The organism is Nonomuraea sp. NPDC050328 (assembly GCF_044459405.1).
Taxonomy (GTDB): domain Bacteria; phylum Actinomycetota; class Actinomycetes; order Streptosporangiales; family Streptosporangiaceae; genus Nonomuraea.
Genome location: NZ_JBITIW010000010.1, coordinates 79211 through 100189 on the forward strand (window position 1 = coordinate 79211; position 20979 = coordinate 100189).

Annotated in this window: 18 protein-coding genes; 14 read left to right on the top strand and 4 right to left on the bottom strand. The window is 74.2% G+C overall.

Annotated elements, in window-relative coordinates; all coding sequences use genetic code 11:
* Positions 1-410: 410 nt before the first annotated feature.
* Together ACIBG7_RS32325 and ACIBG7_RS32330 are read right to left on the bottom strand one after the other, a co-directional pair.
* Positions 411-1082: a response regulator gene (locus ACIBG7_RS32325; RefSeq protein ID WP_397338634.1), complete on the bottom strand. Its 672-nt coding sequence runs from the start codon at positions 1080-1082 to the stop codon at positions 411-413.
* A gap of 425 nt (positions 1083-1507) precedes the next feature.
* Positions 1508-2902 (bottom strand): sensor histidine kinase, encoded by a 1395-nt coding sequence (locus ACIBG7_RS32330; RefSeq protein WP_397338635.1) that lies wholly within the window; start codon positions 2900-2902, stop codon positions 1508-1510.
* 107 nt (positions 2903-3009) lie between these two features.
* Here ACIBG7_RS32330 and ACIBG7_RS32335 point away from each other — a divergent pair, with 107 nt between their 5' ends.
* The 7 genes from ACIBG7_RS32335 to ACIBG7_RS32365 all read left to right on the top strand — a co-directional run bounded on the left by ACIBG7_RS32335 (position 3010) and on the right by ACIBG7_RS32365 (position 11320).
* Positions 3010-3741 (top strand): ABC transporter ATP-binding protein, encoded by a 732-nt coding sequence (locus tag ACIBG7_RS32335; protein WP_397338636.1) that lies wholly within the window; start codon positions 3010-3012, stop codon positions 3739-3741.
* A complete protein-coding gene (locus tag ACIBG7_RS32340) occupies positions 3741-4445 on the top strand; it encodes an ABC transporter permease (RefSeq protein WP_357922411.1) in 705 nt (234 codons plus the stop codon). The genes ACIBG7_RS32335 and ACIBG7_RS32340 overlap by 1 nt, the downstream gene beginning before the upstream one ends.
* Positions 4442-5182: an ABC transporter permease gene (locus ACIBG7_RS32345; protein WP_397338637.1), complete on the top strand. Its 741-nt coding sequence runs from the start codon at positions 4442-4444 to the stop codon at positions 5180-5182. Before ACIBG7_RS32340 ends, ACIBG7_RS32345 begins: the two co-directional genes overlap by 4 nt.
* A 141-nt stretch (positions 5183-5323) precedes the next feature.
* Positions 5324-6430: a sensor histidine kinase gene (locus ACIBG7_RS32350; RefSeq protein ID WP_397338638.1), complete on the top strand. Its 1107-nt coding sequence runs from the start codon at positions 5324-5326 to the stop codon at positions 6428-6430.
* A complete protein-coding gene (locus ACIBG7_RS32355; RefSeq protein WP_357922420.1) occupies positions 6427-7032 on the top strand; it encodes a response regulator transcription factor in 606 nt (201 codons plus the stop codon). The genes ACIBG7_RS32350 and ACIBG7_RS32355 overlap by 4 nt, the downstream gene beginning before the upstream one ends.
* 107 nt (positions 7033-7139) lie before the next feature.
* Entirely contained in the window at positions 7140-8168 is a 1029-nt protein-coding gene (locus tag ACIBG7_RS32360) for a hypothetical protein (protein WP_357922423.1), read from the top strand.
* 443 nt (positions 8169-8611) lie between these two features.
* Positions 8612-11320, top strand: a complete 2709-nt coding sequence (locus ACIBG7_RS32365) for an SCO7613 C-terminal domain-containing membrane protein (protein WP_397338639.1) — start codon at positions 8612-8614, stop codon at positions 11318-11320.
* Positions 11321-11335: 15 nt separating this feature from the next.
* On the opposite strand, the gene ACIBG7_RS32370 is transcribed toward ACIBG7_RS32365, so the two are convergent.
* The gene (locus ACIBG7_RS32370) at positions 11336-11713 is read right to left on the bottom strand and encodes a hypothetical protein (RefSeq protein WP_357922429.1); all 378 of its coding nucleotides are present in this window, start codon (positions 11711-11713) and stop codon (positions 11336-11338) included.
* A gap of 60 nt (positions 11714-11773) precedes the next feature.
* On the opposite strand from ACIBG7_RS32370, the gene ACIBG7_RS32375 reads away from it, so the two are divergent.
* From ACIBG7_RS32375 to ACIBG7_RS32405, 7 genes are read left to right on the top strand one after another with little or no spacing between them, the layout of a single operon-like run.
* On the top strand, positions 11774-12745 hold the full coding sequence (locus ACIBG7_RS32375; protein ID WP_397338640.1) for an NAD-dependent epimerase/dehydratase family protein: 972 nt from the start codon (positions 11774-11776) through the stop codon (positions 12743-12745).
* Positions 12742-13935, top strand: coding sequence for an L-2-hydroxyglutarate oxidase (lhgO, locus tag ACIBG7_RS32380; protein ID WP_397338641.1), 1194 nt, complete (start codon positions 12742-12744; stop codon positions 13933-13935). The genes ACIBG7_RS32375 and lhgO overlap by 4 nt, the downstream gene beginning before the upstream one ends.
* Positions 13936-13950: 15 nt before the next feature.
* Entirely contained in the window at positions 13951-14643 is a 693-nt protein-coding gene (locus ACIBG7_RS32385; RefSeq protein ID WP_357922438.1) for a response regulator transcription factor, read from the top strand.
* Entirely contained in the window at positions 14643-16040 is a 1398-nt protein-coding gene (locus tag ACIBG7_RS32390) for a HAMP domain-containing sensor histidine kinase (protein WP_357922441.1), read from the top strand. Before ACIBG7_RS32385 ends, ACIBG7_RS32390 begins: the two co-directional genes overlap by 1 nt.
* A gap of 41 nt (positions 16041-16081) precedes the next feature.
* Positions 16082-16753, top strand: a complete 672-nt coding sequence (locus ACIBG7_RS32395; RefSeq protein ID WP_357922444.1) for a response regulator transcription factor — start codon at positions 16082-16084, stop codon at positions 16751-16753.
* A 9-nt stretch (positions 16754-16762) separates the two neighbouring features.
* Positions 16763-18457 carry an ABC transporter gene (locus tag ACIBG7_RS32400; protein WP_397338642.1) on the top strand — a complete coding sequence of 565 codons (1695 nt, stop codon included), beginning with the start codon at positions 16763-16765 and terminating at the stop codon, positions 18455-18457.
* The gene (locus ACIBG7_RS32405; protein WP_397338643.1) at positions 18454-20049 is read left to right on the top strand and encodes a GTPase; all 1596 of its coding nucleotides are present in this window, start codon (positions 18454-18456) and stop codon (positions 20047-20049) included. The genes ACIBG7_RS32400 and ACIBG7_RS32405 overlap by 4 nt, the downstream gene beginning before the upstream one ends.
* 6 nt (positions 20050-20055) lie before the next feature.
* Here ACIBG7_RS32405 and ACIBG7_RS32410 read toward each other — a convergent pair whose 3' ends face one another.
* Positions 20056-20970, bottom strand: a complete 915-nt coding sequence (locus tag ACIBG7_RS32410) for a LysR family transcriptional regulator (protein ID WP_357922452.1) — start codon at positions 20968-20970, stop codon at positions 20056-20058.
* Positions 20971-20979: the final 9 nt, after the last annotated feature.

Sequence of the window (20979 nt, forward strand, 5' to 3'; positions counted from 1 at the left end):
GCTCAGCCACCTCGGCCCGCGCAGCAACCTCTCCTCCCGGCTACCTGGTCCGCTCAGTTACCTTGGCCCTCCTCCCGCTCCACGTAGCCCGGTTCATTCCGCGTGAGTCCGGCTCGCCGGATCACCTTCCCCCGAGCCCTCTCGCTGTGCCCCGCCCTTCTCCTCCCGAGGCCCCGACGGCGGGGGCTGGGTTGGACTTCGGTTGGTGCGTGCTGGCTCGGTGCTCTCAGTGCAGAGGTGGAGGCGGGCGGAGGCGGAGGAGGGTGGGGTTGGGCGCGGCGGAGCCACGGGGGCGGGTCGGGGTCGGGCGGGGGGCAGAGCTAGGGGGTCGGGCGGGGGCAGAGCTAGGGGGTCGGGCGGGGTGGAGCTACGAGGGCGGGTGGGGTGGGGCTTCGAGGGTGGGCGGGGGGTTAGGGGGTTGGGGGTTGGGCGTCGTGGGCGAGGATGGCGAGTTGGATGCGGTTGACCATGCCGAGCTTGGTCAGGGCGCTGGAGATGTGGGCCTTGACGGCGCCGACCGAGAGGTGGAGGCGGTCGGCGATCTCGCTGTTGGAGATGCCCTCGGCCACCGCCTGGGCGACCTCGCGTTCGCGGGGGGACAGGAGGGACAGGCGGGCGCTGGCCTGGGCGGTGCGGTGGTCGCGGGTGGCGTCCCGGGTGACGTGCGAGATGAGGGTACGGGTGACACCGGGGGACAGGACCGGCTCGCCGGCGGCGGCTTGCCGTACCGCACGGACGATCTGGTCGGGCGGGGTGTGCTTGACGAGGAAACCGGCGGCACCCGCGCGGAGGGCGGCCAGGACGGTGGCGTCGCCGTCGAAGGTGGTCAACACGATGACCTCGGGGCGGTGGCCTTGGCGGGTGGTTACGGCTCGGGTGGCGGAGATGCCGTCGAGGTACGGCATGCGGACGTCCATGAGGATCACGTCGGGGGTGAGGCGGTCGACGGCGTCCATGACGTCGGCGCCGTCGGCGGCGTCGCCGACGACATCGATGTCGGGGTCGCCGCGCAACATCAGGCGGAGGCCTGCGCAGACCAACGGGTCGTCGTCGACGAGCAGGACCCGGATGACGTCGGCCATGGTCACAACGTAGCTCGGTGGGGGCGGGTGTGGGGGTGCCGTCTCTATGGAGCTTCGGGCCGATGGGGGGTGGGTGGGCCATCTCGCCCGGCCACCTGGTGTTGACACGCCCCCGGCGTGCAAACGCCCCTGGCGTTCCCCCGCCCACCTAGCGTTTCCCCCGCCCACCTGGCGTTCCCCCGCCCACCTGGCGTTCGCAGGCCCTCCTGGTTCCCCCCGCCCACCTAGCCCTGCTCCGCCGCCCTCATTCTCCGGCCGAATCCCGCCCCCCACCTGGCCCGTCCCTCTGGCCATCGGTCTTCCCGCCGCCCCACCTGGCGGCCCGTACCCTAAGCACCGATCAGCCCGCCGCCTCCACTTGAGCCCGCCCCCTGATCACCGATCAGCCCCGCCACCCCACCTGGCCCGCCGTGGGGTGGCGGGGGTCAGGGGGTGTGGGTGGGGAGGTGGGCGGTGAGGTGGAAGGTGCCATCGGTGTGGCCGTGGGTGAGGGTGCCGCCTTCCAAGGTGACGCGTTCGGTGAGGCCGACCAATCCGTAGCCGCCGTTGGCTGCGGCGGGGTGGGGGCTGGGGTTGGTGATGTGGACGGTGAGGGCTGGGCCTGGGGTGATGGTGACGTGGACCGGCGCGCCGGGGGCGTGTTTGCGGGCGTTGGTGAGGCCCTCCTGGACGACCCGGTAGATGGCCCGTTCGAGCTGGGGGCGGAGACCGTCGAGGGTGGTGGGGCAGTCCAAGGTGACGGGCTGGCCGGCGGCGGAGGCGTCGGCGACGAGCGCGGGAAGGTCGGCCAGGCGGGGGTACACGGGTGCGCCGGTCAAGGGGCGGGGTGCGGGAGCTTCGGCCGGGTGGGGAGATGTGGGAGTGGCGGTCAGGTGGCGGTGTGCGGGAGGGGCGGTTGGGGGGAGGGTGGGCAGGGTCGGGTCAGGGGGGAGGGTGGGCAGGGTCGGGTCAGGGGGGAGGGTGGGCAGGGTTGGGTGAGGGGGGAGGGTGGGGGTGTCGTCGCGGAGGATGGAGAGGACTTGGCCCAGCTCGTCCAAGGCCAGGCGGGCGTTGTCGTGGATGACGCGGACGGCGGCGTCGACCTCGGTGGGTTCGAGGGCGGGAGCCTGGCCGGCACCGGCGCGAGCCGTACGGTAAGCAAGGGCGCCGGCGTGCACGGAGAGCAGCGAGATGCGGTGGGCGAGGACGTCGTGCATCTCGCGGGCAAGGCGGGTGCGTTCGGCACGGCGGGTGTCGGCGAGACGGGCTCGGTGCTCACGCTCACGGACCTCGGCCTCACGGCGCAGGTCGATCAGGACGAGGCGGCGGCTGCGCACGATGAACCCGGCGCAGAGCGGGCCGACGAACAGCAGCGCGGTCCAGAGGATGATCGTGATGCGGCTCATGCCGGGCGGGTCGGCGAAGAGGGCGTAGTAGCTGACGCCGAGCAGGTGGAGGGCGGCGACGGCGACGGCGCGGGTCCAGGGCTGGTGCACGGCGAGGGTGAAGACGGCGACCATGGCCGCCCCGAGCGCGGCGCCGGAGAGGAACAGCGCGGGCAGGAGCAGCAGCGCGACCGCGACGGGGTACCGGCGGCGGGCCCAGACGGCCAGGCAGGCGAGCGCGCCGACCCAGGGGTTGATCGCGATCATCCACTCGGGGACGAAGTCGACGCCGGCGGGCGGGTAGCCGATGACGCCGTCGAACCACATGGCGACGGCGAAGGCGAAGAGGGCGGCGTCGGAAGCCCAGTCCCGTGGCGTCCGGCGGCGGCGGCCGGGCACGAGTTCGCCGGGCATGAGCCAGTAGGGCGCCTGGACGGGCTGGTGCCGGGGGGTCATACCGCCGAGCCTACGTTCGCCGGGCCAGGCGCACTCTGGCCGATCGGCCAGGGGTGGTGGCCGGTGGACCAGTGCGCGGCGCGGGCCGTACGGCGTGCACTGGTGGCATGACACAGGTGGTCCTGGCCTGCGAGGGCCTGAGCAAGCGGTTCGGGGATCGGGTGGCGGTGGCGGAGCTGTCGTTCACCATCGCCGAGGGGGAGACGTACGGGCTGCTCGGCCCGAACGGGGCGGGGAAGACCACGGCGATCTCGATGATCGTCGGCATCATGCGGCCGGACGCGGGCGTGGTGCGCGTGGACGGGATGGTGCATTCGGTGCGCAACACCGCGGTGAAGGCGGTGATCGGTTACGTGCCGCAGGAGCTGGGGTGTTACCCGGAGCTGAGCGCGCGGGAGAACCTGCGTTTCTTCGCCCGGCTGTACGGCTTGCGCGGCCGGAGCCGGGTGGAGGAGGTGCTGCGCGTGGTCGGCCTGGAAGCCAGGGCGGACGAGCCGGTGTCGGGCTTCTCGGGCGGCATGGCCAGGCGGCTGAACATCGGCATCGGCCTGCTGAACCACCCCCGGCTGCTGGTGCTGGACGAGCCGACCGCCGGGGTGGATCCGCAGAGCCGCAACGCCATCCTCGACAGCGTCGGCCGGCTGGCCGGGGAGGGGGTGGCGGTGTTGTACACGACGCACTATCTGGAGGAGGCCGAGCGGTTGTGCGATCGGGTCGGCATCCTCGACGAGGGCCGGCTGCGGGCGGAGGGCACGAAGGAGGAGCTCACCGGCCTGGTCGGCGAGCCCGATCTGGAGTCGGTGTTCCTGCAGCTCACCGGGCGGGAGTTGCGGGACTGATGGGGACGATCCTGCTCAAGGACCTGCGCCAGCAGACGCGGGAGGGCACGGTCGTGCTGTTCGGGCTGGTGCTGCCGCTGGTGCTGGCGTTCGTGCTCGGCCTGGCGCTGGGCGACCAGCCGGCGGGGCCGGGGTTCGATCTGACCACGCGGCTGGCGGCCGGTTCGTCGGTGTTCTTCCTGTTCTTCGTCGTCTCCGGGATGACCGGGTTGCTGCGCGAGCGCCATCTCGGCACGCTGCCGCGGCTGCTGGCCGCGCCGGTCGGGGACGCGGCGATCCTCGGCGCGAAGCTGGTCGCGGGGGTGCTGCTCGGCCTGCTGAGCATGACCGCGCTGGTGCTGATCACCACCTTCCTGTACGGCGCGCGCTGGGGCCCGCCGCTGCAGGTGGCCGCCCTGGTGTCCGCGACCGTGCTGGCCGCGTCCGGGTTGTCGGCGGCGGTGGCGGCCTTCGCCAGGACGGCGGAGCAGGCGGTGAACCAGCAGGGCGCGCTCGCGGTGGTGCTCGGCCTGACCGGCGGCGCGTTGTTCCCGCTGCCCCGGACCGGCTGGGTGGAGTGGGTCAGCCTGCTGGCCCCGCACCACTGGTTCCTGCGGGGCCTGGAGGAGGGCGAGCCGGCGCTGCCGGTGGCGGTGTTGCTGGGAATGGCGCTGGTGACCGGGGCGGTCGCGGTGGCGAGAGCGGGAAGGACGTTGCGGCCATGAAGGTGTGGGCGATCGCGCTGGTGGAGCTGCGCCGGGCGGTGAAGGAGCGCAGCAACCTGTTCTACATGGGGCTGATGCCGCTGCTGCTGGTGTACCTGCTGGGCTCGGTCTTCGGCGAGCGGACCCGGGCCGAGCCGCCGGAGCACGTCACGGCGCCGGCGATGGTGTTGATGTTCGTCTTCTTCATGTCGCTGATCGTGGCGATCAACCTGGCGGCGAGCTTCGAGTCGGGGGTGTTGTACCGGGTCTACGCCGGTCCAGTCCCGGCGGGGGCGATCGTGCTGGGGCAGGCGCTCGGGCGGGTGCTGATCGCGCTGGCTCAGGCGCTGATCATCATCGCCGGTTCGGCGGCGCTCTACGGGGTGCGGTGGGGCGATCCGCTGGGGGTGGCGGTGTTGACCGTGCTGTTCGTGCTGGTGGGGGCGGGGGCCGCGCTGGTGCTCGGGTCGGTGCTGCGGCAGCAGGGGCCGGTGTTCGCGGTCGCGATGATCGTCGGGCTGAGCCTGCCGACGCTGGGCGGCAGCCTGGCGCCGCCGCTGGAGCACATGGACCAGCCGTTGCGCACCTTCGCGCACCTGACGCCGCACGCGTGGGGGCATCTGGGGTTCGGGGCGCTTCGGGCGCCGGGAGCGTCGGTGCTCGACATCCTGCCGAGCCTGGGGGTGCTGGCTGCTTATGCGCTGGTGTTGCTCGGCGTGGGGATGTGGGCCTTTCATCGGCGGCTGGCCAGGGTTTAGGACATTTGTCGTGCCGCGCCGGGGATTCTTGGATCTGCCGGGCCGTACCGGCTGGTTCCTAAGGTCGAGGGCATGAGAGCGATGAGTGGATCGTGGTCGTGCCGTGTCCGGCTTCCGGCGCGCACGGCCTAGGTTGGTGCGGTGAGCGCTTGGCTCGAACCGCCGGACGGCCGGCCGTACCACGCCCTCGACCTGCGGCGGCTCAGCCCGTTCTGCCTGATGGTGGCCGGGCCGGTGTGGAGCACGGTCGAGGGGCACTACCGGCCCGTCTGGCTGGCGTGGACGGTCGCGGTGCTGGCCGCGGGGCTCTTCGTGGCGGTGGTGCTGCTGGCCGCCCGTGGCCGGGGGAGGGCGGCGTGGCTGCCGTTGGCCGCTCTCGGCGCGCTGTCGGCCGCGGCCTGCCTGGGCTGGGGTGCTGACTGGTTCTACCTCTTCCCGCTGGTCGGCCTGGGGTGCGGCGCCGCGCTCACCGGCCGGGCGGTGCCGCGGGTGCTGCTCGCCTGCACGGCCTTGGTCGCCCTGCTGAGCTGGCGCGACGGGGCCGGGATCGGGGAGATCATGGCTTTCGCCTGGGGCACCTTCGGCGCGGGCGCGGTGCTCGCCGCCTTCCTGCACCTGCACGCGCTCATCGGCGAGCTGGCCAGGACCAGGGAGAAGCTGGCTCGTGCGGCGGTGGCCGAGGAGCGGCTGCGCTTCTCCCGCGACCTGCACGACCTGCTTGGGCACACGCTCTCGGTCATGGTCGTCAAGGCCGAGGCCGTCCGCCGGCTCGCCCCGCGCGACCCCGAGGCCGCCGCCGGGCAGGCGGGGGACATCGAGGTTCTGGGGCGGGAGGCGCTCACCCAGGTCAGGGCGGCCGTCACCGGGTATCGCGGGCGGGGGCTGGCGGCGGAGCTGGACTCCGCGCGGGTGGCGCTGGCCGACGCCGGTGTCGCGCTCGCCGTGGAGGTGGCGGAGGTACGGCTCGCGCCGGAGACCGACGCGTTGTACGGCTGGGCCGTACGGGAGGGGACCACCAACGTGATCCGGCACAGCCGGGCTAGCACCTGCGAGATCAGCCTCGCGGCGGGAGAGGACGGCACCGTGCTGGAGATCCGGGACGACGGCAGCGCCCAGACGGCACCGGCCGGCGGTGCTCATGGGCATGGGTTGCGCGGGCTTGACGAGCGGGTCGCCGCGGCCGGCGGGACGATGAGTGCGGGGCCGCGGCCGGGTGGCGGGTTCGTGTTGCGGATCGAGCTGCCGTGATCCGGGTGCTGCTCGCCGAGGACCAGGGCATGATGCGCGACGCCCTGGCCCTGCTGCTCGGCCTGGAGCCGGACCTGGAGATCGTCGCCCGGGTGGGCGCGGGGGACGAGGTGCTCGCGGCGGCCCTGGAGGCCAGGCCGGACGTGGCGTTGCTGGACATCGAGATGCCCGGCCGGAGCGGTCTGGAGGTGGCCGCCGAGCTGCGGGAGGCCCTGCCCGCCTGCCGGGTGCTGATCCTGACCACCTTCGGGCGGCCCGGGTACCTGCGCCGGGCCATGGAGGCGGGAGCGGCCGGATTCCTGGTCAAGGACGGTCCGGTGGAGGAACTGGCGGCGGCGATCCGGCGGGTGCTGGCCGGGGAGAAGGTCGTCGACCCGGCCCTGGCCGCGGCGGCGTTGAGCGCGGGGGCCAGCCCGCTGACCGACCGCGAGCGCGACGTGCTGGCCGCCGCGGCGGACGGGGCGACGGTGGCCGACATCGCGGCGCGGCTGCACCTCTCGGAGAGCACCGTGCGTAACTACCTGTCGGCGGCGATCACCAAGACCGGCACCCGCAACCGCATCGAGGCCGCCCGCACCGCCCGGCAGCACGGCTGGCTGTAGGCGTCCCCTGGTCCGTTCCGGCTGCGCGGCTGGTTGGAAGGGCTTTTGGCGGTCCGCTCCGCGGATCGGTGCACATCCCATCGGTGATCAGTGGGCATGATGGCGGGATGGGGGATGTCCTGATTCGGGTGCTTGCCGCTGTCGTCCTGGTCTGTCTGACGCCGGCCGCGGCCTGGGCGGCGGAGCCGGACGAGGCGGGTGAGCGGCTGTTCACCTTCCGGGACGACCGGATCACCGAGTCGAGCGGGCTGGCGCTCTCGCCGACCCACGAAGGCGTCTACTACACGCACAACGACAGCGCCGCCGCGCCGGAGTTCTTCGCGGTGGACGGTCGGGGGCGGACCAAGGCGGTCTTCCGGGTGCGCGGGGCGATGGCCAGGGACTGGGAGGCGATGGCGGCCTCGACCGACCCGGCCACGGGGCGTGGGGTGTTGTGGTTCGGTGACATCGGCGACAACCAAGGGCTTTGGCAGGACATTTCGGTGTATCGGGTGGCTGAGCCGTCGGTGGTGCGCAGTACGACCCTTCCGGCGGTGCGTTACCGGTTCCGGTACGAGGACGGGCCGCGGAACGCCGAGGGGATCATGGTGCATCCGCGTACGGGGCGGCTGTACGTGGTGACGAAGGAGTTCTCGGGGGCGGTCTACGCGGCGCCCAAGCGGTTGCGGACCGATCGGGTGAACGTCCTGCGGCGGGTGGCGGCCGCGCCGCTGATGGCGACCGACGCCGCGTACGCGCCGGACGGGGAGAGCTATGTGGTCCGGACGTACTTCTCCGCCACGCTCTTCCGGGCCGATGGCGAGATGATCACGCGGGTTTCGATGCCGGAGCTGCAGCAGGCCGAGTCGGTGGCGTTCACCCGGGACGGGCGGGCTTTGCTGACCGGGAGCGAAGGGGTGGACAGCCCTGTGCATCGGGTGCCGTTGCCGGATCGGGTGCTGGCTTCGGGGGCTGAGGAGGAGCCGTCGGGGGAGGCTTCGCCGGAGCGGCCGAGCGGGCAGGCCTCCCGGGCGGCGGCCGCTGAGGCGTCGGACGGGTCGGGGGCCGCGTTGTCGATCGGGGATGTGCTGCTCTGGCTGGCCGCGGCGGCTGGAGCGGTCGGGGTGATCGTCTTTCTGGCTCGGCGGACGCGGTGAGGGTACTCGGGCGGAGTTGAGTACCTCTGCTCAAGCGGTCTGCAATCAGGTCGCGGGAGGGTGGGGGCATGCACGCGCGAAAGCTGATTTGTCCGGACTGTGGGGTGGGGTTGCCGCCCGGTGGCGTTTCGGCCTGCCCGAACTGCGGGTTGCCGCTCAGTGGGCCGGTCGCGGCGGAGCTCTGGCAGGTGGACGCGGCTTTGGCAGACCTGCGGGGGCGGCGGAACCAACTGCTCGGGCTGTTGCGGGCCGAACGTGACCGTCTGGCCAAGGAAGCCCCGCCGTTGACCCCGGCCGCCGCGGGAACACCGACGGGCCCCGGGGGTCCGGCGGGCCCCGGGGTATCGGCGGCCCCTGGAGTTCCGGTGGGTGCGGGAGTCCCGGGCGTCGTGGGGGCTCCGGCGGGGGTCCCGGCTGGCGCGCGGCCGGTGGGTGCCGGTGGCATGGGTCCGGGCGGTGCGGGTGCCGGTGGCTTCCAGCAGAACGTCGGGCAGGGCGTTGGGCCGGGCGCCGGGCAGGGGCGGGCGGAGGTGTCGCGGCGGGGGGCGCAGAACCTGCTGCTGATCCTGGGCGGCCTGCTGATGGCGGTGGCCGCGATCATCTTCACCGTCGTGAGCTGGGGCCACATCGGCCTCGCCGGGCGCGCGGCGATCATGGGTGGCTTCACCGCCGTGACGCTGGCCGCCCCGGTGGTGCTCCTGAAGCGCCATCTGACCGCCACCGCCGAGACGATCGGCGTGCTGGGCCTGGCCCTGCTGCTCCTGGACGGGTACGCCGCCCGCCGCGTCGGCCTGCTGCCCGACCTGCGGCCGGAGGTCTACGCGGCCCTGCTGGTCGCGGTGGCCGCGCTGGCGGCGGCGGTGTACGCGAGAGTGCTCCCGCTCCGCGCCCCGGCGCTGATCGCGATCGTGCTGGCCCAGGTCCCGCTCCCGCTGGCGGCCATGCACCCCGCCGGCGACACCCTGTACGCCGCGCTGGCCGCCACCGCGGTGCTCGACGCGCTGATCTGGTTCGCGCTCGCCCGCCGCGGCACGGGCTGGCGGGCGCGCGAGGTGACGACGATGGTGTGCCTCATCCTGATGTGGGGCGCCGCGCTGCTGTTCGGCCTGTTCTCGGCCCTGCTGGCCGAATGGCTCGACTACTCCCTGCCGCGCGCCGCCGGGCTGCTGGTGCTGGCGGCGATCCCGCTGGCCGTCGCGCTGGTGCCGGTCCCGCTGCTCGGCGCGAAGGCCCGTGCGGCGGCGGTCCCGCCCGCGTGGCTGGCGCTGACCCTGGCCGCCGGTACGGCGGTGCATCCGCTGACCGAGGAGTTCTGGGTCGTGGTGCCCTTCGTGGCCGCCGGGCTCGCGCTCATGCTGGCCTCGATGCTGCTCCCGGCCCGCCTGCGCAAGACCGGCGCGATCACCGGCCTGGTGCTCGCCGGCGTCGCCGCGATCCCCGCCGCGCCCGGCACGCTCGGCCTGCTGCTCGCCCCGGTCCTCTGGGACGACGGCCGGGCGATCACCCCCGGCCCCGAGCACAGCCACTCCACCGTGGTGATCCTCCTGCTCTTCGCCGCCGCGTTCGCCGCCGGGTCGGTGCGGGTACGGCGGGCGCTCTGGCCGGCGTACGGCCTGGCGGTCCTCGCGGTGTTGTGCGCCCCGGTCGCCTTCGGCGCGCCCAGGCCGGTGGCCATGGCGGTGCCGCTCGTGCTGGCGGTGCTGCTGACCTTCCTGGCGTTGCGCGCCTGGGGGTTCGCCCTCGGCGCCGGGCTGGCCGCGGCCGAGGCGGTGGCCTGGTCGCTGAGCGTGCCGAACCTGGTCTACCTGGCGCTCGGCGTGCTCCTGGCCTGCTGGGCGCCGCTGTACCGGCGTCCGGCGGCGCTGGCCGGGGCCGCGGCGAGTGGGGGCGGGCTGGTCTGGGCGGGGTTGCTGGATCTCGGCGTGCCGTTGGTGGAGGGGTGTGTCGCGGCGCTGGCTGTCGCCGGGCTGCTCGCCTTCGTCGCCGAGTTCCGGCGGCGTCCGGGTGACCAGCACTGGCATCTGGGGGAGATCTTCGCCTGGACGGCGTTCGTGCCGGCCGTTCCGGCGCTGGCGGCGACCATGGAGGGGTATCGCACTCTGGACATCCCGCTGACGTCCGCGCATCCGGTGCTCCTCGGAGGGCTGGCGGTCGCGGGGGGCGTGGGGGTGTCGGCGATGCGCCGCCGCAAGACCGGGCTTTGGGCGGGGGCGGCGACGCTCGTGGGGGCCTTGCTGGTGGCGTTGGTGCCGGTCACGGTTCGCCTGCCGTACGGGCTGGTGGTGGGGTTGGTGACGGCCGGCTGCGCGGGTGCGGCGGCGGTGGCGGTGTGGCTCGGGCGCAACCCGGCGCGGGCGCCGGGCGTGGGCAACCGGGTGGCCGCCGCGGTGGCGGCCGGGTGGCTGGGCACGATCGCGGCGAGCGCGGCCGGGGCCTCGGACGGGGCGTTGCTGACCGTGCTGGCGGTGCTGGCCGCGGTCGCGGCGCTGGCGGCGTGGCTCGGGCCGGTCAAGCCGCTCGGGGTGACGCTCGCGGCGGTGCTGGCGGTGACGGAGGTCGTGGCGGTGTGGGCCGTGATCGACCAGCGGACGGCCAGCCTGGCGTGTGCCGCCGCGGCGGTGGTGGCGATCGGCGCGGGGCTGGCGGCGCGGAGCCGGGCGGTCGGTTACCTGGGCACCGGGTTCCTGCTGGCGGCGTCGTGGATCCGGCTGAGCGCCGAAGGGGTGGAGGTCGTCGAGGCCTACACGCTGCCGTTCGCGCTGGTGTTGCTCGGGCTCGGCTGGTGGCATGCGCGCGGGCGGGTGATGAGCTCGTGGCGCGTGTACGGGTCGGGGCTGTTGCTGGCCTTCGTGCCGTCGGTGCTGGCCGAGCCGACGCCGGTGCGGTCGCTCATGCTGGGGGCGGCGGCGCTGGTGGTGACCGTGTCAGGGGCGCGGATGCGGCTGCAGGCGCCGGCGTTGCTGGGCGGGGTGACGCTGGCGGTGGTGGCGGTGCGGGAGCTGTCGCCGTGGATCGCCGACCTGGTCTCGGTGATGCCGAAGTGGATCCCGATCGCCGTGGGCGGGCTGGCGCTGCTGGCGATCGGGGCCACCTACGAGGCGCGGTTGCGCGACGTACGCCGCCTCAAGGCCGCGGTCACGCGCATGACCTGAAAACCCAAGGACTGGTCAGGCTCGGCGGCGGCGCATGGTTTCGGTGAAGCCCTCGCCGCGCAGCGCCCGCTCGACCACCTCGATCGAGCGGGCCAGCCGGACCAGCCGCGGCCCCTCCTCGCGGTAGACGTCGAGCACCGCCTCGACCGCGTGCGGCGGCAGGTGCGGCTTGAGCTCGACGGCCGCGCCGCGGTACCCGGCCCGCGCGGCCTCGACCGCGGAGTTGACGTGATGGATCGCCATCCGCGCCAGCGCGAGCGGGAAGCGGCGCAGCACCTCGTAGGCGCGGTAGTCGGGCGGCACGGCGTCGAGCAGCCAGGTCACGGCGGAGGTCTCCCAGTCGGGCGCGCTCGGCGGCCGGACCTCCGGCGGCCACTCTGGCGGCAGGTACATGGCTCCTATCGTACTCGTGTTCGACTTGAGTGAAGAGCAAGTAAGCGCTAGCTTGCGGTCATGAGAGTGCTGGTCACCGGCGCGTCCGGCTTCGTCGGCTCGCACGCGGTGGCCGCGTTGCGCGCCGCCGGCCACGACTGCCGGCTCCTGGTGCGCGACCCCGAAAGGGCCGTCCGGGTGCTCGGCGGAGCCGACGGGCTCGTGCGCGGTGACATCCGCGACGCCGCGGCCGTCCGGCGCGCCCTGACCGGGTGCGAGGCCGTGCTGCACGCGGCGGCCGACATGGGTGTCACCGGCCGCGCCGCCGACCTGGCCGGGGCCAACGGCCAGGGCCTGGAGAACGTGCTGGGCCAGGCGGTGGAGCTGGGCCTCGACCCGGTGGTGCACGTCTCGACGATCGCGGTGTTCGTGCCGCCGACCGGCCCGCGCATCACCGCCGCGAGCCCGCTGGCCAGCCCGCGCAACGCCTACGGCCGCTCGAAGGTGGCCGGCGAGCGGTACGCCAGGGGGCTGGGCCGCGTCACCATCGTCTACCCCGGCGGCGTCGCCGGACCGGGCCAGCCGCGGCTCGACGCGCTGAACGAGGGCATCCGCGCCGGCGTCCGGCAGGGCTGGCCCCTGGTGCCGGGCGGCGTGGGCGTGATCGACGTGCGCGACCTGGCCGGCGCGCTGGCCGCCTGCTTCGACGGGCCCGGCGAGCCGCGCCGGGTGCTGCTCGGCGGGCGGTTCGTGACCTGGTCGGAGATGGCCGACCTCTGCGAGGCCGTCACCGGCCGCCGCATCCGCCGCTACCGGCTGCCGCCCGCCCTGCTCAGAGGGCTCGGCAGCACGCTCGACCTGCTGAAGAAGGTGATCCCGATCAGTTACCCGCTCACCCGCGACGCCGCCGAGATCATGCTGACCAACGTCCCGGTCGCCGAGGGCGAGGAGGTGGCGCTCCGCCCGGTGAAGGACACGATTTCGGACACATTGCGCTGGCTCGCCGCCGAAGGCCACCTGAAAGCCTCGGAAATCGGCACACTTGCCCCGTGACCAGAGAGAGGATCGGCGTCGTCGGCGCGGGACTCGTCGGCCTGGCGGTCGCGCGCGAACTCGCCCGCACCCGGGACGCCGAGGTGACGGTGCTGGAGAAGGAGAACCGCGTGGCCGCCCACCAGAGCGGCCACAACAGCGGCGTGGTGCATGCCGGGCTCTACTACCCGCCGGGCTCGCTCAAGGCGACCCTGTGCCGCGAGGGCGTGGCCATGCTCCGGGAGTACTGCCGGGCGCACGGCCTGCCGTACGAGGAGGTGGGCAAGCTGGTCGTCGCCTCGACCAGGAGCGAGCTGGCGGGGCTGCGCCGGCTGGCCGAGCGGGCCAGGGCCAACGGGGTGCCGGAGCTGGCCGAGCTCGACGCGCTGGGGTTGCGCGAGATCGAGCCGAACGCGGTGGGCGTGGCCGCGGTGCACTCGCCGCGCACCGCCGTCTGCGACTTCCCCGCGGTCGCGCGGCGGCTCGCGCAGGACGTGGCCGAGCTGGGCGGTTCGGTACGGCTCGCCCACCCCGTGCGCGCCGTGCGGGAGCGGGCCGGCCGGGTCGAGCTGATCGCGGCCCGGCGGCGCTTCGCCTTCGACCGGCTGGTGGTCTGCGCCGGTCTCAGCTCCGACGCGCTCGCGGCGATGACCGGCCGGCCGGGCGAGGTGCGCATCGTGCCCTTCCGCGGCGAGTACTACGCGCTCCGCGGCGGCTCCCGCGACCTGGTGAAGGGCATGATCTACCCGGTGCCCGACCCGCGCTACCCCTTCCTCGGCGTGCACCTGACGCGGCACATCGACGGCGAGGTGCTCGTCGGGCCGAACGCGGTGCTGGCGCTGGCCTACGAGGGCTACCGCCGGCGCGACGTGCGCAATGTCCTGGACATCGCGCGCTGGCCGGGCGCCTGGCGGATGGCCCGCCGGCACTGGCGGACCGGCCTGAAGGAGGTCTACGGCTCGCTGGCCAAGGGCGCCTTCGTCCGGGCCGCGCAGCGGTACGTGCCCGCGCTGACCGCCGCCGACCTGGAGCGGAGCCACGGCGGGGTGCGCGCCCAGGCGGTCGCCCGTGACGGCTCGCTGGTCGACGACTTCGCCCTGGACGTGCACGGCCCGATCGTGCTGGTCCGCAACGCGCCCTCCCCGGGCGCGACCTCGAGTCTGGCGATTGCCCGACATATCGCCGGAATTGTTCCGGCACTCACCCGGTGAGGCATCCTGTAAGCGATGGAAGCGCGACTGCTGGTCGTCGAGGACGACCCCAACATCCTCGAGTTGCTCGCCGCGAGCCTGAGGTTCGCGGGCTTCGACGTCGACACGGCCGGCACCGGCCTGGAGGCGGTGGCCGCCGTGCAGCGGCACCGGCCCGACCTCATCGTGCTCGACGTCATGCTGCCGGACATGGACGGCTTCGAGGTCGTCCGCCGGCTGCGGGGCACCGGCACGTGCACGCCCGTCGTCTACCTGACCGCGCGTGACGCGGTCGAGGACAAGATCCGCGGGCTGACCATCGGCGGCGACGACTACGTCACCAAGCCGTTCAGCCTGGAGGAGACGGTCGCCCGCATCCGCGCGGTGCTCCGCCGTACCGGCGGGGACGCGCCGCCACCGCCGCCTCGGCTCACCTTCGCCGACATCGAGCTCGACGAGGAGAGCCACGAGGTGTGGCGCGGCGGCCGGCCGGTCGCGCTGTCGCCCACCGAGTTCAAGCTGCTGCGGTACTTCATGAGCAACGCCGGGCGGGTGCTGTCCAAGCCGCAGATCCTCGACCACGTCTGGGACTACGACTTCCGCGGCGAGGTCGGCATCGTGGAGTCGTACGTCTCCGTGCTCCGCCGCAAGATCGACAACCGGAACCCGCGGCTGATCCACACCCTGCGCGGCGTGGGCTACGTGTTGCGCACGCCGCCGGAGCCCTGATGCGTGCCCTGCCGCTGCGCATCAAGCTGACCGCCCTGACGCTGGCGCTGCTGGCGGTGGCGCTGGTCTTCATCGGCGTCAGCAGCGTCTCGATGTTGCACACCTACCTGATCCAGCGCGTCGACCAGCAGCTCGACCTGGTCATGCACAAGTCGCAGGCCAAGCTGGCCAAGGCCGTCGGGCCCGACCAGTTCACCGTGCTGGAGGCCGACACCATCGTGCTGCTCGGCCGCCGCGACGGCCGGTGGCAGTCGCTGGTCCGTGACGTGCGCGACGTGGACGGCCTGCCCAAGCCGGTGCTGCCCGAGTCGACCTTCGGGGAGAACATCACCGTCCGGGCGGCCAAGGGCGACGGCGAGTGGCGGGTGAAGCAGCACCTGCTCCCTCAGGGACGCCTGGTCGTCGCGGTCGACCTGCGCGAGGTCGCCGACATCACCCGACAGCTCGTCCTCATCGAACTGCTCGCCGGCGGCGCCATCCTGCTGGTCCTCGCCGTCGTCGGCGTCGCCACCGTACGGCGCAGCATGCGCCCGCTGAACGAGATCGAGAACACCGCACAGGCCATCGCCGCCGGCGACCTGAGCCGTCGCGTGCCCGACGGCGACCCCCGCACCGAGGTCGGCCGCCTGGCCAGGGCCTTCAACAGCATGCTCACCCAGATCGAGGCCGCCTTCCAGGCCCGCTCGGAGTCGGAGGTCGCGGCCCGCCGCTCGGAGGACCGGATGCGCCGCTTCGTCGCCGACGCCTCCCACGAGCTGCGCACCCCGCTCACCTCGATCCGCGGCTTCGCCGAGTTCGCCCGACAGGACCCCGACGCCGACACCGCCGGCATGCTCAAGCGCATCGAGGAGGCCGCCGCCCGGATGGGCGTGCTGGTGGACGACCTGCTGCTGCTGGCCCGCGTCGACCAGCACCGCCCGCTGCGCATGCACCCGGTGGACGTGCTCGCCCTGGCCGCCGACGCCGTGCACGACGCCCGCATCCTCGCGCCCAGCCGCGACATCCGCCTCGACGTGGTCGGCGGCGCCGCGCTCATCGTCTCCGGCGACGAGGTGCGGCTGCGCCAGGTCGTCGGCAACCTCGTCTCCAACGCGCTGGTGCACACCCCCGACGGCACGCCCGTGGTGATCCGCGTCGGCCAGTCGGGCGAGATGGCCTTCCTGGAGGTCGCCGACCAGGGGCCCGGCCTGTCGCCCGCCCAGCTGGAACGGGTCTTCGAGCGCTTCTACCGCGCCGACACCGCCCGCTCCCGGCGCTCCGGCGACGATCGGGGCAGTGGCCTCGGCCTGGCCATCGTCGACGCGCTCGTCGCCGCGCACGGCGGCACGGTCGGCGTGACCAGCGCCCCCGGCGAGGGCGCGACCTTCCGCGTGGAACTCCCACTCGCCTTGGAGTGAGGCTTCAGCTTCCTCTCAGATCCGTTTGCCATGCTGCGAGGGTGACAGAGGCGTTGATCCTCGTCGTGGACGACGAGCCGAGCATCAGAGACCTGCTCTCGGCCAGCCTGCGCTACTCCGGCTTCGACGTGCTGACCGCCGCCGACGGCTACGAGGCCATCGAGGCGGCCGAGCGCGTCCACCCCGATCTTGTCGTGCTCGACGTGATGCTGCCCGACCTCGACGGGTTCGAGGTGGCCAAGCGGCTCTCGGCGCCGGTGGTCTTCCTGACCGCGCGTGACGCCGCCGAGGACAAGCTGCTCGGGCTCGGCATCGGCGACGACTACGTGACCAAGCCGTTCAGCCTGGAGGAACTGCAGGCCCGCATCCGGGCGGTGCTCCGCCGTACCAGGGGAGAGGTGGTCTCCGGGGTGCGGCTCCAGGTCGCCGACCTGGTGCTCGACGAGGAGGCGCACGAGGTCTGGCGGGCCGGCCGGCAGGTACGGCTGTCGCCGACCGAGTACAAGCTGCTGCACTACTTCATGACCAACGCCGGCCGGGTGCTGTCGAAGGCGCAGATCCTCGACCACGTCTGGAACTACGACTTCGGCGGCGACGCCGGCGTGGTGGAGTCCTACGTGTCGTACCTGAGGCGCAAGGTGGACGACGTCGAACCCCGGCTGATCCACACCTTGCGCAGTGTCGGCTACGTCCTGCGCGAGCCGCCAGCGTAGCGTGGAGCCATGGACCTGCTCGGCGTTCTGCGTGCGCTACGGCAGCGGCTCGGCGGCGAGCTGTTCCCGCTCGACGTCGGCGACGCCGCCGCCGACCGGCGGGCGGTCGCGGAGCTGATCGGGCAGCTCGACGACTACCTGCTGCCGCGCCTGGCGACGATTGACGCGCCGCTGCTGGCCGTGGTCGGCGGCTCGACCGGCGCGGGCAAGTCGACGCTGGTCAACTCGCTGGTCGGCAGCGAGGTCAGCGAGCCGGGCGTGCTGCGCCCGACCACGCTCGCGCCCACGCTGGTGGTGAGTCCCGCCGACGAGCCGTGGTTCATGGCCGCCAACGTGCTGCCCGGCCTGGCCCGCACCACCGGGCACGCCGAGCCGGGCTCGCTCCGGGTCGCGGTGGCCGCCTCGCTCCCGGCCGGGCTGGCGTTGCTGGACGCGCCCGACATTGACTCCGTGGTGACCGCCAACCGCGAGCTGGCCGCGCAACTGCTCGCCGCGGCCGACCTCTGGCTCTTCGTGACCACCGCCGCCCGCTACGCCGACGAGGTGCCCTGGAGCTTCCTGCGCTCGGCCCGCGAGCGCTCGACCGCGCTGGCCGTCGTGCTCGACCGGGTGCCGCCCGAGGCGCTGGAGGCGGTCGCCGCCGACCTGTCCAGGCTGCTGACCGAGAACGGGCTGGGCGGCACGCGGCTGTTCACCGTGCGCGAGGAGGCGCTGCCGAGCGAGAAGGCGATGTTGTCCTTCGCGGCGGTCGCGCCGATCTCCGACTGGCTCGGCGAGCTGGCCCGCGACGCCGCCGAACGTGGCCGCATCGTGCGCCAGACGCTCTCGGGCGCGCTCGACAGCGTGGCCGACCGGCTGCCCTGCCTGGCCGCCGGGGTCGAGCGGCAGCGTGCCGCCCTGGACGAGCTGCGCTCGATCGTCGCCGAGGCCTACTCCGGGCAGGCCTTCGACGAGGGGCTGGCCGACGGCTCGCTGCTCCGGGGCGAGGTGCTGGCCCGCTGGCAGGACTTCATCGGCACCGGCGACCTGATGCGCGCGCTCGAATCGCGGGTCGGCTGGCTGCGCGACCGGATCGTCGGCGTCTTCACCGGCCGTCCCGCCGCCTCCGCGCAGCTCCGGGTGGCCCTGGAGAGCGGGGTCGTCACGCTGATCCGTGGCGTTGCCGACCGGGCCGCCGAACAGAGCGTCGAGGGCTGGTCGGCCGCGCCCGGCGGCGCCGAACTGCTCGACCGGGGCGGCGCGGTGGCCGCCACCCGGCTCGGCCGCGCCTCCCCGGACGTCGGCGAACGCGCCGAGGCGCTGGTGCGATCCTGGCAGGAGTACGTGCTCGCCCTCGTGCGCGAGGAGGGCGCGGCCCGCCGGACCACCGCGCGGGTGGCCTCCTTCGGCGTCAACGGGGCCGGGCTGCTGCTCATGCTCGCCGTCTTCGCCTCGACCGGCGGCCTCACCGGCATCGAGGTCGGCATCGCGGGAGGGACCAGCGTGCTGTCGCAGAAGGTGCTGGAGGCCGTCTTCGGCGACCAGGCCGTCCGCACCCTCACCGCCAAGGCCCGTGCCGACCTGCGCGAACGGGTCCGCGGCCTGCTGGCGGAGGAGGCCGGGCGCTTCACCGCGCTGCTCGACGGCCTCGAACCCGACGCCGAGGCCGCCCCGGCCCTGCGGGAGAGCGCGACCGCCCTGCGCGAGCGCGGGGAGGCGATGTGAAGCTGCTGCGCCGCAAGGACGGCCCCTCCCTCGACGACCGCCTGGCCGCCCTCACCGAGGCGGCCGACCTCGCCGACGGCCGCCTGCCCGCCGACCTCGTCCTGGCCGCCCGTTCGGTGACCGACCGGGCCGGCGTACGGCGGAGCCTGTCGGTCGACCACACCGTGGCCGCGCTCGCCGGAGCCACCGGCAGCGGCAAGTCCTCGCTCTTCAACGAGCTGGCCGGGGCCGACCTCGCCCAGGTCGGCGTCACCCGCCCGACCACCTCCACCGCCCGCGCCGCGCTCTGGGACGGCGACGGGGCCGGGCCGCTGCTGGAGTGGCTGGCGGTGCCCACCCGGCACGCGGTCGAGGGGGACGACCTCGGCGGGCTGATCCTGCTCGACCTGCCCGACCACGACTCCATCGAGCTCGCCCACCGGCTGGAGGTCGACCGGCTGGTCGAGCTGGTCGACCTGCTGGTCTGGGTGATGGACCCGCAGAAGTACGCCGACGCCGCCGTGCACGAGCGCTACCTCCGGCCGCTGGCCCGCCACCGGGACGTGCTGGTGGTCGTGCTCAACCAGATCGACCGGCTGCCGCCCGACGCGGTGGCCCGCTGCCTGGGCGACCTGCGGCGGCTGCTGGAGGAGGACGGGCTGTCCGGGGTGCCCCTGCTCGGCGTCTCGGCGCGGACCGGGGCCGGGGTGGCCGAGCTGCGCGCCATCCTGGCCGAGCGGGTGAACGAGCGCCGCGCCTGGTCGGCCCGGCTCGCCGCCGACGTCACCACCGCGGCCGACACCCTGGCCGGCGCCTCACCCCGCGACGCCGACCCCGACTCGGGCGCGCGACCGGCGGGCAGCCTGGACAAGCCGCTGGTCCGGGCGCTGTCGGAGGCGGCCGGGGTGCCGCTGGTGGTGGAGGCCGTACGCAAGGCGCACACCCACCGGGCGGTGACGGCGACCGGCTGGCCGGTGACCCGATGGCTGCGGCGCTTCCGGCCCGACCCGCTCAAGCGGCTGCGGATCGGCACCGGCTCCTCCGGCCGGACCTCGCTCCCGGCCGCCTCGGCCGTGCAGACCGCCCGGGTGGAGACCGCCATTCGCGACCTCACCGGCGCCGCGTCGGCCGGGCTGCCCCAGCCGTGGGCGGCGGCGGTCAAGCGGGCCGCCACCGCGCACGCGCCCGAACTGCCGGACGCGCTCGACCGGGCCGTCGGCGGCGTCTCCCAGCAGGTGACGCGGCGGCCCCGCTGGTGGAGCTTCGTGGGGGCGCTGCAGTGGCTGATCCTCGGGGTGGCGGTGGCCGGGCTGTTGTGGCTGGGAGTGCTCTTCGCGGTCGACTGGCTGCGGTTGCCGGAGATGCCGATGCCCACGGTGGGCGACCTGCCGTGGCCCACCGCGCTGCTGCTCGGCGGTGCGTTGGCGGGGGTGCTGGTCGCGGTGTTGTCCCGGTTGGCCGCGTGGGTGGGCGGCCGTCGCCGGGCCGCCCGGGCCGCCCGCGAGCTGCGCCGGGCCGTCGCCGCGGTGGCCGCCCGGGACGTGCTGGAGCCGGTCGAGGCGGAACTCGGGCGCTACACCGCCTTCACGGAGGCAGTACGGCGAGCAGGTTGATGGTGGTCAGTCGAGGAGGTTCTGCTCGACGGTGAGGTCCTGGGGCGGGTGCCGGGTCAGCTCGTCGAGGAGCGGGCGCAGCAGCGGGTGCTTCTCCGCGCCTCGCCGTACCGCGGCGAAGACCCGGCGCTCGGGGCCCGCCGCCGGCCGGACGACGACCTGCGAGAGGTCGAGGTCACGCAGGGCCAGCCGCGGCACCAGAGCCACCCCCGCCCCCGCCCCGACCAGCGCCACGACCGCGCGGAAGTCGTCGGAGTGGTGGGCGAAGTCGGGCGTGAAGCCCACCCGCTCGCAGGCCACGGTGATCACGTCGTGCACGGGGTTGCCCGGGTAGGGGCCGATCCAGTCCGCGCCCGCCAGGTCGGTGAGCCCGTCGGAACCGGCGTGGTCGTGCGGCAGGACCAGGTCGAAGGGCTCGGAGTACAGCGGCAGCCGGAACAGCCGCGGGTCGGAGGAGTCGGGGGCGCCCCGGTACTCGACCGCCAGGGCCAGGTCGGCGGCCTCGTCCAGCAGCAGGCTCAAAGCCTGGTCGCCCTCGGCGTCCCGGACGTGCACGCGCAGGCCCGGCGCGACCTCGCGCAGCGTCCGGACCGCCGGGGCCAGCACCGCGCCGATCGCGGTGGCGAACGCCGCCACCGTCACCTCGCCCACCTGGCCGCTGGCGTAGGCGGCCACCTCGGCCTCGGCCCGTTCGAGCTGGGCCAGGACCTCGTTGGCGTGCGCCAGCATGATCCGGCCCACCGCGGTCAGCCGTACGCCCCGGCCGTCGCGGGTGAGCAGCCGGTGGCCCACCTCGTGCTCCAGCGCGCCGAGCTGCTGGGAGACGGCGCTCGGGGTGAGGTGCAGGGCCGCGGCGGCGGCCGTCACCGTCCCATGGTCGGCCACCGCGCGCAGGGTCCGCAGGCGCCGGGTGTCTATCACGGGGCTGAG